Raw genomic sequence first — 12,055 nt, 5'->3', positions numbered from 1 at the left:
ACTGACGCCCGTGCCAGGATTGCGGTCGTGACCTCTCTCGTGGACGCGTTCGCCGCGGCGGCCCGGTCGGCCGGCGCCACCACGGTCGACGCCGATCTGACCGCCGCCGGTGAATACCTGCTTGCCCGCTGGTCCGAGCCGCAACGGCACTACCACACGGTGGCGCACCTGACGGCCGTGCTCGAGGTGATCGACGAGCACGCCGAGCTGGCGCCGCATCCGGAGCGGGTGCGGCTGGCCGCCTGGATGCACGACGCGGTCTACGACCCGCGGGCGCTCGGCGACGCGAACGAGCGGGACAGCGCCGAGTTCGCGGCCGGCCTGCTGGCCACGCTCGGCGTGCCCGATGAGGTGGCGTCCGACGTGGCCCGGCTGGTCGGGCTGACCGCGGGGCACGCTACCGGCGACGACGACCCGGACGGCGAGCTGCTCTGCGACGCCGATCTGGCCATTCTGGCCACCGACGATCAGACGTACGCGGCGTACACCGCGGCCATCCGGCAGGAGTACGCCCACGTGCCGGACGACGCGTTCAAGGACGGCCGGGCACAGGTCCTCAAGGCGCTGCTGGAGCTCCCGACGATCTACCGCCTGCCGCCGCTGCAGGCGCGGTGGGAGGAACGGGCGCGGGCTAACCTGCGGCGGGAGCTCGACGGCTGAGATGTTTCGGGCGCCGCAATCCGGCCACTCGCAGGCGGAAGGCCAGGTCGCGGGAGGGCAGCAGGGTGGCGCCGAGCCAGATCGCGCTGCGGAACCGCTGCTCCGGGATGTCGTAGTGGTCCCGGTCGAAGGCGCGCCGGGGCGCACCCAGCATCTCGGCGAACGCGTGCAGCTCGGCGTAGGACAGATCACTGACCAGATGTGACCAGAGTCGGCCGCGGGCCGGCCAGAGCGGTTGGTCGACGAGGATCAAAGGTCGACTTGCAACAGGTCGATCCCGCGGTCGGCGGCGAACCCACGGACGTCCGGCACGCCGATCCGGGCCGCGTCGGCGGTCAGGTCGTCGGGCATGGTCTGCGACTGCCGCTCGGCGGCCACCCGGGCCAGGTAATGCTCGACCTCCCGCTCGCGGACGGCCTTGTCCCAGCCCAGCGCGTCACCCATGATCGCGGCGGTGTGGGCGGCCGACTCGCTGCCGCGGTGCGGGGTCTCGAACGAGATCCGGGTGCGCCGGGTCAGCACGTCGTCGAGGTGCAGCGCGCCCTCGGCGAGCGCCGCGTACGCGATCTCGGCGGCCAGGTATTCCGGCGCTCCGGCCAGCGGGGTGGCCAGCGTCGGATCGGCCTCCATCATCGCGAGAAGGTGCACGGTCAGGGTCCCGTACCGCTCGAGCAGATGCTCGACCACCCCGGCGGTGACGCCGTGCCGCCGGGCCGTGTCCTGCCGATCGCGCCAGGCGGCGGTGTAGCCGTCCGCGCCGAGCAGCGGAAGCTGATCGGTGCGCGACGGGCGCGCCGCACCACCCAGCCGGCGCACCGCCCGGTCGATGACGTCGGCCGCCATCACCCGGTACGTCGTGTACTTACCGCCGGCCACCAGCAGCAGACCCAGCATCGGCTCGACCACGGCGTGCTCGCGGGACAGCTTGGAGGTCGAGTCGGCCTCGCCGGAGAGCAGCGGCCGCAGACCGGCGTAGACGCCTTCGATGTCGTCGGTCGTCAACGGCCGGTCGAGCACGGTGTTGACCTGGTCGAGGAGGTAGCGGATGTCACGCGCGGAGGCGGCCGGGTGGGACCGGTCGAGCTTCCAGTCGGTGTCGGTGGTGCCGATGATCCAGTGCCCACCCCACGGGATGACGAATAGCACCGAGGTGGGGGTGCGCAGGATCAGGCCGGCGTCGCCGGTGATCGCCGAGCGCGGCACCACCAGGTGGACGCCCTTGGAGGCGCGCACCCGCAGGCCGGGGCGGACGCCGACGTCGCTGAGCATGGTCGACAGGTCGTCGCTCCACACGCCGGTGGCGGCCACCACCGTGCGGGCCCGCACCTCGAAGTCGGGCGCGTCCGGCGATTCCAGGTCACGGACCCGGACGCCGACGACCTGGCGGGCCTCGCGCACGAAGCCGACCACCCGGGCGCTGGTCACCACGGCCGCGCCCAGGCTCGCCGCGGTGCGGGCCAGGGTGACCACCAAGCGGGCGTCGTCGACCTGGCCGTCGTAATAGCGGATCGCGCCGGCGATCGTGTCGGCCCGCAGGCTCGGGAACAGGTGGCGGGCGCCGTCGCGGGTCAGGTGGCGGTGCAGCGGCATGCCCCGGCCGGTGCCGAAGAGGCCGGCGAACACGTCGTACGCCGCCACGCCGAGCCCGTAATAACCCCGGTGCCAGACCCGGGCCACCGGGTTGGCGGCGGGCAGCGGCACCAGGATCGGCACCGGGCGCACCAGGTGCGGCGCGAGCCGGGTGGACAGCAGCCCCCGCTCGGTGAGCGCCTCGTGCACCAGATGCAACTCGAGCTGTTCCAGGTATCGCAAACCGCCGTGGATCAGCTTGCTGGACCGGCTGGACGTGCCGGCGGCCAGGTCACGGGCCTCGACCAGGGCGACCTTGAGGCCCCGGGAGGCGGCATCGAGGGCGGCGCCGGCGCCGGTGACCCCGCCACCGATGACCAGGACGTCGAACTGTTCGTCGCGGAGACGCCGCAGATCGGCGACCCGGCGGATCGGAGACAATCGGCCGGCCGTGTTGCGGGAGACGGAGGGATCGCGCACCCGTCCCACGTTAGCGCTCGCGGGTGTCACCCAGGCGAAGGAAAAATTATGGCTGCCGTCGGATAGGTTCGGCGGTTGTGGACCCCGAGTTCTGGATCTCCGAGCTGACCGACGACGACCTGCCCGCCGTGATCGCCCTGTGCCGGAACGCACTGGATCTGCCCGAGGACGCGGCCGAGGCGTCCGAGATCGTCCTGCGCCTGCGCGAGGCCGGCCGCCGGACGGGCTTCCTCGCGGTTTCCCCAGGTGACCGGGTGATCGGGGTGGTGCTCGGCTCCGTGTCGCACCGGGACGCCTCGATCGCGCACGTCGACCTGATCGCGGTCGACCCGGCCGAGCGTCGCCGCGGCGTCGGCCGGGCGCTGATGACCCGGATCGAGGGCGCGCTGGCCGGGATGGGCGCCGACGACGTGGTGCTGGCCGGCAACGCGCCCTATTACGCCTGGCCCGGCATCGACGTGCGCTACACACCCGCGCTCTGTGCGGCGATGGCGCTCGGCTTCGCCCAGGACCAACCGGCCTGGAACATGACCGCGTCCCTGCTCTCCGTGGCACCGACCGACGCGCAGGAGAAGAAGCTCGCCGACGAGGGCGTCACGATCCGCCGGGCGCTGGCCGGCGATGTCCCGAAGCTGTCCGAGTTCGCGCTGGCCAACTGGGGTTCCGGCTGGGCCGGCGAGATCGTCGACTCGATCGGGCGAGACCGGGCCGGCTGCCACCTCGCGGTGGAGTCGGACGGCACACTGCTGGGCTTCGCGGCGTACGGCTCGTCGCGCCCCAGCTGGTTCGGCCCGATGGGCACCACAGTCGCCGCCCGGGGCCGCGGGATCGGTTCGATCCTGCTGCGCCGCTGCCTGGCCGATCAACGCGCGGCCGGCCTCGAATCGGCGCAGATCGGCTGGGTGGGTCCGGTCCCGTTCTACTCGGCGGCGGTCGGCGCACGAGTCGAACGAGTGTTCTTCCTGTACCGCAAACAACTGTAATTCACCCCATTTAGCCCGCTTTTCTCCCTAGCCTCAGTACGTGAAGGGCTTGGGGATACGTCAGGCGGCCGCGGCACTGATCGCGCTGGGGGCGCTGATGCTCGCCGCCACCGCGCTCGCCACCCACCCGGCCGAGGCGGCCATCACCACGCCGTTCACCAGCCGCTTCGACGTGAACGCCAACGGGTCCATCCTGCTGCGCGGCAACACCGTCCTGACCTGCCCTTCCTCGGCCGCCTGCACGGCAGCGCGGAACGGCTCGGGCACCGGGGCGGCGCTGAACAACAACAGCTACACGATGATCTACACGGACGCGGACGGCGATCCGATCGGCACGTTCAACGACAGCAACGCGACGATCACGATGCCGCCCGGCAGCAGCGTGCTCTTCGCCGGCCTCTACTGGGGCGCCACGTCGGCGTTACCGAGCCGGAGCCAGGTGCTCTTCCGGACCCCGGCCGGCTCGGCCTGGAACTCGATCACCGCGTCCAGCCTCTACGTCAACAGCACGTTCTACCAGGGCTTCGCCGACGTCACCGGGCTGGTCGCCGGAGCCGGCAACGGGGTGTACGGGGTGGCGAACATCCAGGCCGCCCTGGGCATCGGGCAGTACGCCGGATGGTCGCTGGCCATCGCGTACCGCAATCCGGCTGAAGACCTGCGCAGCCTGCGCATCTACGACGGTTTTGGCTCGATCGCGTCCGGCACGCTGGACATTCCGATCACCGGCTTCGAGACGCCGCACTCCGGCACCGTGCACGCCAAGATCGGCGCGGTCGCCTACGAGGGCGACCTGGGCAACGTCGGGGACAGCCTGCAAGTCGACGGGCAGCCGCTGCACGACGCGGCCAATCCGGCGAACAACTTCTTCAACAGCACGGTCAGCGAATCCGGCTCGCTCGTGACCGGCCGTGATCCGGACTATCCGAACACCCTCGGTTTCGACATCGATCAGGTCGACGCGAGCGGGATGTTCACCAACGGCCAGTTGTCGACCAAGCTGACCCTGACCACGAGCGGCGACACGTACTACCCGGGCGTGATCACGTTCAGCATCGACCTCTACGCACCGAAGATCACCACGGCCGTGACCAGCTTCGACCTCAACGGTGGCGACCTGCTGCCCGGTGACGTCCTGGAGTACCGCATCGCCGTGCGCAACGACGGCAGCGACACTGCCGACAACGTCCTGGTGGCCGACGCGGTGCCGCCGCACACCACCTACGTGCCCGGCTCGCTCACCGGGCCCGGGACGTTCTCCGGGGGCACGGTCAGCTGGCAACTGGGGAGCATTCCCTATTTAGGTACGACGCTGGTGACCTTTCGCGTCACCGTCGACAACACCACCCCGGCCGGCTACGCGATCACCAACCTGGTCAACGCCAGTTATTCGGGGCACACCACCAGCGTCTCGGTCGCCGGCCTGAGCGGCTCGGCCGCCACCCCGGTGCTCCAGCCGCACCTCGACCGGGCCGCGACGCTGACCGTGAGCCCGACCTTCCTGCAGCGTGCGGCGCTGCCGGAGCCGGTGGTCTACCTGGCCACGGTCACCAACGTCGCCGGCGATCTCGAACCTGCCGCCCGCGCCGTGCTGACCCTGCCCACCGGCGTCACCCCGGGCACCCTGCCGGCCGGCTGCAGCGCCGCCCTCCCGGTGGTCACCTGCGCTCTCGGCCCACTGGTCGGCGGCAGCTCGGCGAGCGTGCCGATCCCGGCGGTCGTGGACGGCACCGCCGCCGACCACCCGGTCGCCTCGCTGCGGGCGGCCGGCAGCGGCGCGGATGCCAACGGCGGCAACGACACCGGCACCGCCGCCCTCACGGTCAACCGTCCGCCGGTCGCCGTCGCCGACACCGCGACCACCACCAACGGCAGCGCGGTGAGCGTCCCGGTGCTGGCCAACGACACCGACCCGGACGACGCGGCCGGCACGCTCACGGTGCTCGCGATCGTCAGCGGGCCGGCGCACGGCGCGGCCGTGATCGAGGCCGGCGGGACGATCACCTACACGCCGGTCGCGGGCTGGGCCGGCGCCGACGGCTTCGACTATCAGGTGGCCGACCCGCACGGCGGCACGGCCACCGCCCGGGCCACCGTGACCACCGCCAACGCGGCGCCGGTCGCCAACGACGACATGATCAATACGCTGCCGAACAGCGCGATCCAGATCGACGTGCTGGACAACGACTCCGACCCGAACCCCACCGACACGCTCACCGTCGCCGGGGTCACCCAGCCGCCGCCGACCGCGGGCACCGCCACCTTCACCAGCGGCGATGTCACGTTCACGCCGACCTCGTCGTTCGGCGGCACCGCCTCGTTCGACTACACGATCAGTGACGGCCACGGCGGCACCGCGACCGCGACCGTGCGGGTCGACGTGGCCAACGCGGCGCCCACCGCCGCCGACGACGTGCTGACCGCCCCGGCCGGCGCCGCCGGGCTGCCACTGCTGGTGCTCGCCAACGACACCGACCCGAACAACGACGCGCTGACCGTCACCGCCGCCGGCGTGGCCGACCACGGCACCGCCACGGTGGCCCCGGACCACCTGAGCGTTCTCTACACGGCCCCGGCCGGTTTCGCCGGTGCGGCGACCTTCACCTACGACATCAGCGACGGCAACGGCGGCGCCGGCACCGCGACCGTCACGGTGACCGTGGCCAACGGGCGGCCGACCGCCTACAACTTCACCGTCAACACCGTCCACCACACCGCGGTGACCCTGAACGCGATCGTCCAGTCGACCGACCCCAACGGCGACACGCTGCGCGTCTCCGGCACGACCGACCCGGCGCACGGCACAGTTTCGCTGGACGCCACCGGAAAGATCACCTACCTGCCGGACGTCGCGTTCGCGGGCTCGGACACCTTCAGCTACACGATCGACGACGGCAACGGCGGCACCGACACCGGCACCGTCTCGATCACCGTGGCCAATGCGGCCGCGGTGGCCCGGCCCGACATCGCGACGGCGGCCGGTGGAACCCCGGCGGTCATCACCGTGCTGGCGAACGACGACCCCGACCCGAACGGCGATCCGCTCACCATGACGATCGTCGGGGTGGCGGCGCACGGAACCACCTCGATCGGGGCCGACCGGCGGATCACCTACACGCCGGACGCCGGGTTCGTCGGCACCGACACCTTCGGCTACCGGCTCGACGACGGCCACGGCGGCACGACCAGCGCGACCGTGACGGTCACGACGGTGAACACGGCGCCGGTGGCCCGGGCGGACGCGGCCGCCACCGACACCAATATGGCCGTGGTCATCGCGGTGCTGGCCAACGACGACGACCCGAACGGCGACACGATCGCGCTGGATGCGGCGGGCACCGGCGGGCACGGGCAGGTCACCGACAACCACGACGGCACGCTCACCTACACCCCGGCCGCCGGCTTCTACGGCACCGACTCGTTCCTCTACTCGATCCACGACCCGTCCGCGCTGACCAGCTCGGCGATCGTCACCGTCACGGTGCGCGACGCTCCGCCGGTCGCCGCCGACGACACCTTCCGGGTGCGGCCGGACGTGCCCACCCAGCTCGGCCTGCTCGCCAACGACACCGACCCGAACACCGGGCAGCGGCTCAGCGTCGCCTCGGTCGGCCCGGTCGCCAAGGGCACGGTCACGCTGGGCACCGACGGGACGGTCACCTACCGGGCCGCCGCCGGCAGCATCGGCCCGGACGGCTTCACCTACGTGCTCACCGACGACCTGGGCCGCACCGACACCGGCGACGTCACCATCACCATCGACGGGGCGCCCACGGCCGTCGACGACACCGCCACCACCGCCTCGGCGACCGCGGTCGACATCCGGGTCGTCACCAACGACACCGACCCCGAGGCCCTGCCGCTCACCCTCGTCACGGCCGGGCAACCCGGTGACGGCAGCACCCGGATCAACCCCGGCGGCATCGTCACCTACACCCCGGACAGCGGCTTCACCGGCACCGACTCCTTCGGCTACACCATCCGGGACCCGATCGGGAACACCGCCACCGCGCAGGTACGGGTGCGGGTCGCGAACGCCGTGCCGGTCGCCCGGCCGGACGTGGCGGCGGGGCTGGCCGACCGGCCGCTCTACGTCGACGTGCTCGCCAACGACAGCGACCCGAATCCCGGGCAGACGCTGGCCATCGACGGGGTGGGCAACCCCGCGCACGGCACCGCTGAGGTGGCCGCGGGCCGGGTCCGCTTTCTGCCCGAGCGCGGCTGGACCGGCCAGGACACGTTCGGCTACCGGATCAGCGACGGTCACGGCGGGCTCGGCGGGTCGACCATCACGGTCACGATCAGCGGCGGTGCTCCGATCGCGGTGGCCGACGAGGGCACCACGGCGTACCGGAAGCCGGTCACCCTGCGCGTGCTGGCCAACGACCTCGACCCGGCCGGCACCCTGAAGGTCGACTCGGTCACCCAGCCCGCCAAGGGCACGGCGAGCCACACCGAGAGCTCGGTGACCTACACCCCGCCGGACGGCTTCGGCGGGCCGGCCACGTTCGCCTACAGCGCCACCGACGACGCCGGCCACCACACCGGCGCCGCGGTCACCGTGACGGTGGGCGCCCCGCCCACCGTGCCGGACAAGTCGGCCACCACCAAGCCGGGCGACCCGATCGACGTGCCGCTGCCGCACACCGAGAAGGGCGGCCGCAGCGTCACCGTCATCTCGGTCGGCAAACCGGCGCACGGCTCGGCGGTGCTGAACGCCGACGGCACCGTCACCTACACCCCGGACCCGGGCTTCAACGGCGTCGACACCTTCACGTACGACGTGGTCGACCCGGACGGCAACGTGGCCACCGCCTCGATCATCGTGACCGTGGCCAGCCCGGCCGCCGCCAACCAGCCCCCGATCGCGGCGGCCGACACGGTCACCATGGCGGCTGGTGACACGGTGGTGGTGCGGCCGACGCTCAACGACAGCGACCCGGACGGCGATCCGGTCACCATCGTGAAGCTCGGCAAGCCCGCCCACGGCGCGGTCCTGGCCGGCGCCGGAGACACGGTCAGCTATCGGCCCGCCGACGACTTCGCCAGCGGCGAGGACAGCTTCGACTACACGATCGCGGACGGGCGTGGCGGTCTCGCCACCGCGACCGTGACCATCCACGTGCGCGAGCTGGACTCGCTGCCGACCACCGGCAGCAACGCCCTCGTGCTGGCCCGGGCCGGCCTGTTCGCCATTGCGGTCGGTGCGGTCGTCTACTGGCTGGGACTCCCCGGCAAAAAGCGCGCTGACCTCTGACATTTACGCCTACCGCAGCCGGTCGCGGTCACCGGCGCCCTGGCGCCGCTGCTCGGCGGGGCGATGGTCATGTTCGGCGGCCACCTGGTCCCGGCGCCCGGCCGGCACCGGAGTTGATCGGCCGGGGCTGAACGACAGTAAGGGCGGGTCGCCGAAGCGACCCGCCCTTACCGGTTGTTACGACTGGACTCAGAAGTCCATGTCACCGCCGCCCGGGGCGCCGGCCGGAGCCGGGTTCTTCTCGGGCTTGTCGGCCACGACGGCCTCGGTGGTGAGGAACAGCGCAGCGATCGACGCGGCGTTCTGCAGCGCCGAGCGGGTGACCTTGGCCGGGTCGATGATGCCCGCGGCCAGGAGGTCGACGTACTCGCCGGTCGCGGCGTTGAGGCCGAAGCCCGCTTCGAGGTTGCGCACCTTCTCGACCACGACGCCACCCTCGAGGCCGGCGTTCACGGCGATCTGACGCAGCGGGGCGTCGAGCGCGAGCTTCACGATCTGCGCGCCGGTCGCCTCGTCGCCGGTCAGGTCCAGCTTCTCGAACGCGGTCTTGCCGGCCTGCACGAGCGCGACGCCACCACCGGGGACGATGCCCTCCTCGACGGCCGCCTTCGCGTTGCGAACGGCGTCCTCGATGCGGTGCTTGCGCTCCTTGAGCTCGACCTCGGTGGCCGCGCCGACCTTGATGACCGCAACGCCGCCGGCCAGCTTGGCCAGGCGCTCCTGCAGCTTCTCGCGGTCGTAGTCGGAGTCCGACTTCTCGATCTCGGCGCGGATCTGGTTGACCCGGCCCTGGATCTGCTCGGCGTCGCCGCCGCCGTCCACGACGGTGGTCTCGTCCTTGGTGATGACGATCTTGCGAGCGGTGCCCAGCAGGCTGATGTCGGCGTTGTCGAGCTTGAGGCCGACCTCTTCGCTGATGACGGCGCCACCGGTCAGGATGGCGATGTCCTCCAGCATGGCCTTGCGGCGGTCACCGAAGCCCGGGGCCTTGACGGCGACGGACTTGAAGGTGCCACGCACCTTGTTCACGACCAGGGTCGCCAGGGCCTCGCCCTCGACGTCCTCGGCGATGATGACCAGCGGCTTGCCGCCCTGCATGACCTTCTCGAGGACGGGCAGCAGGTCCTTGACCGCGGAGATCTTGCTGTTCGCGATCAGGATGTAGGGGTCGTCGAAGACGGCCTCCATGCGCTCGGCGTCAGTCATGAAGTACGCCGAGATGTAGCCCTTGTCGAAGCGCATGCCCTCGGTGAGCTCGAGCTCGAGACCGAAGGTGTTGCTCTCCTCGACGGTGATGACGCCTTCCTTGCCGACCTTGTCCATGGCCTCGGCGATGATCTCGCCGACCGTGGAGTCACCGGCGGAGATGGAGGCGGTGGAGGCGATCTGCTCCTTGGTCTCCACGTCCTTGGCGAGCTGCTGCAGCGCCTCGGAGACGCTCGCGACGGCGGCCTCGATGCCCCGCTTCAGGGCCATCGGGTTGGCGCCGGCGGCAACGTTACGGAGGCCCTCGCGGACCAGAGCCTGCGCGAGAACGGTCGCCGTCGTCGTGCCGTCACCGGCCACGTCGTCGGTCTTCTTGGCGACCTCCTTGACCAGCTCAGCGCCGATCTTCTCGAAGGTGCCCTCGAGCTCGATCTCCTTGGCGATGGATACACCATCGTTGGTGATCGTGGGCGCGCCCCACTTCTTCTCCAGCACGACGTTGCGGCCACGGGGGCCGAGCGTCACCTTGACGGCATCGGCGAGCTGGTTCATGCCACTCTCGAGGCCGCGACGAGCTTCCTCGTCGAATGCGATGATCTTGGCCATACGGCTGTGTCCTCCTGGACATACGCGGTGCCGGGCCTCATCGGCCCCGCCCGTTGAGTCTCTGCGGACGTCACCACCTGGCGATGTGACGTCCTCAGGCCGAGCCGGAAAGCCCGCGACGACCGGCCCCGTGCCTCGATGCCGATGGCGGCACCGCGACCGAGACCCCACCGTCCCGACCTGCTTGGCACTCAACAGTCGTGAGTGCCAATGACCTGTTTAGCACTCCCCGGGGGCGAGTGCAAGAAAACGCCACCTTGCGGGCAGCCGGCCGGACCCTCAGAAAGTCTCCGGCGCGGACATGCCGGCGAACAGGGATCGGCTGGTCACCGGGCCTTCGGCGCGGCGCGCCTGGCAATACGCCACGAGGGCGGCCATCGCCCAGAGCAGAACGGTGGGCACCGCCACGATGGTCGAGGCGATGCCGCCCCAGGCCGCGTCGGCCAGCCGGGGCAGCACGGTGACCGCCAGCGAGGCGACGATCAGCCCGCCCAGCGGCATCATCGAGAGCAGGTGGAGCGCGCGGCGCCGGCCGTTGCCACGCTCGATCAGCACCACGCAGCCGAGCACCCCGGTGAAGGTGAGCACGCCGGTGGAGAGCAGGCCGAGGCCGACGGCGAGCGGCACCGCGACGGCCGGACCGAGCCGGTCGGCGGTGAGCAGCAGCGGCAACGCCTGGGTGACCACGCTGAAGGCGGCGAACCACAGCCAGAGCGTGCGCAGCCGGTAGACCACCAGGCGCCACAGCGCGGCCGGCCGGGGCGGCACGCCGAGCGCCGCCCGATAGAGCGCCACCGCGACCGTGCCGGCCAGGCAGATCACCATGGGCAGCGCGGAGACGGTGAAATAAGCCAGCCACATCAGCGGGAGCAGCAGCAGGCCGAAGCCGCCGAGCAGGTCGAGCAGGGCGGGCGCGGCCACCACGGTGTCGTCCACCCGGCCGACGAAGAAGTGCATCGGCAGCGCGGCCAGCAGGCCGACCGGCAGCAGCGGCAGGCCGCAGCGGAGCAACACGCCGCCGAACCGCCTGAACCAGCCACGCAGCCCCGAGCCCGGCGGCGGGACCAGCGGATCGTCCGCGTCGGCGACGAGGTCCACGGGCGTGCCCGGGTATGGCAACTCGGCCGTCCGCGACTCCGGGTCGAACGGATCGGCGCTCTCCACCACCACGTCCCCGACGAGGTGCAAGACGTCCTCACCGTGGTCCATCGACACACTTTGCCCCAGCAGTCCGGTTATCGGCAACGGGTTGCCGGGGTGGTCCTCGCCGGGGTAGGCAGGACGACGTGGAGAG

7 protein-coding genes are annotated in these 12,055 nt (G+C 71.5%); 3 read left to right on the top strand and 4 right to left on the bottom strand.

The features are described from left to right. Nucleotides 1-27: 27 nt before the first annotated feature. Nucleotides 28-660 (top strand): metal-dependent phosphohydrolase, encoded by a 633-nt coding sequence (locus tag AB0E90_RS18025; RefSeq protein WP_360406141.1) that lies wholly within the window; start codon nucleotides 28-30, stop codon nucleotides 658-660. Here the strand turns inward: AB0E90_RS18025 and AB0E90_RS18020 are convergent. Both AB0E90_RS18020 and AB0E90_RS18015 read right to left on the bottom strand, forming a co-directional pair. Continuing rightward, entirely contained in the window at nucleotides 632-913 is a 282-nt protein-coding gene (locus AB0E90_RS18020) for a DUF4031 domain-containing protein (protein ID WP_360406138.1), read from the bottom strand. The two genes, AB0E90_RS18025 and AB0E90_RS18020, sit on opposite strands and share 29 nt — an antisense overlap. After that, the gene (locus AB0E90_RS18015; protein ID WP_360406135.1) at nucleotides 910-2,709 is read right to left on the bottom strand and encodes a glycerol-3-phosphate dehydrogenase/oxidase; all 1,800 of its coding nucleotides are present in this window, start codon (nucleotides 2,707-2,709) and stop codon (nucleotides 910-912) included. Before AB0E90_RS18015 ends, AB0E90_RS18020 begins: the two co-directional genes overlap by 4 nt. A gap of 77 nt (nucleotides 2,710-2,786) precedes the next feature. Between AB0E90_RS18015 and AB0E90_RS18010 the strand changes: the two genes are divergently transcribed. Both AB0E90_RS18010 and AB0E90_RS18005 read left to right on the top strand, forming a co-directional pair. Then, complete coding sequence (locus AB0E90_RS18010; RefSeq protein ID WP_360406132.1) at nucleotides 2,787-3,692, top strand: GNAT family N-acetyltransferase; 906 nt, start codon at nucleotides 2,787-2,789, stop codon at nucleotides 3,690-3,692. A 40-nt stretch (nucleotides 3,693-3,732) separates the two neighbouring features. After that, nucleotides 3,733-8,949 (top strand): Ig-like domain-containing protein, encoded by a 5,217-nt coding sequence (locus tag AB0E90_RS18005; RefSeq protein WP_360406129.1) that lies wholly within the window; start codon nucleotides 3,733-3,735, stop codon nucleotides 8,947-8,949. A 189-nt stretch (nucleotides 8,950-9,138) separates the two neighbouring features. Here the strand turns inward: AB0E90_RS18005 and groL are convergent, their stop codons facing one another. Beyond that, nucleotides 9,139-10,761, bottom strand: a complete 1,623-nt coding sequence (gene groL, locus AB0E90_RS18000) for a chaperonin GroEL (protein WP_360406126.1) — start codon at nucleotides 10,759-10,761, stop codon at nucleotides 9,139-9,141. A 279-nt stretch (nucleotides 10,762-11,040) separates the two neighbouring features. Further along, on the bottom strand, nucleotides 11,041-11,970 hold the full coding sequence (locus tag AB0E90_RS17995; protein ID WP_360406123.1) for a hypothetical protein: 930 nt from the start codon (nucleotides 11,968-11,970) through the stop codon (nucleotides 11,041-11,043). Between the last annotated feature and the right edge of the window lie 85 nt (nucleotides 11,971-12,055).

Source organism: Actinoplanes sp. NPDC026619, from assembly GCF_040638295.1.
GTDB lineage: Bacteria > Actinomycetota > Actinomycetes > Mycobacteriales > Micromonosporaceae > Actinoplanes.
This window is presented reverse-complemented; position numbering and strand designations above follow the sequence as displayed.

Coding starts and splice junctions, on each gene's coding strand:
- AB0E90_RS17995 (WP_360406123.1), bottom strand. CDS start 11,970: ATGGACCACGGTGAGGACGTCTTGCACCTCGTCGGGGACGTGGTGGTG.
- groL (WP_360406126.1), bottom strand. CDS start 10,761: ATGGCCAAGATCATCGCATTCGACGAGGAAGCTCGTCGCGGCCTCGAG.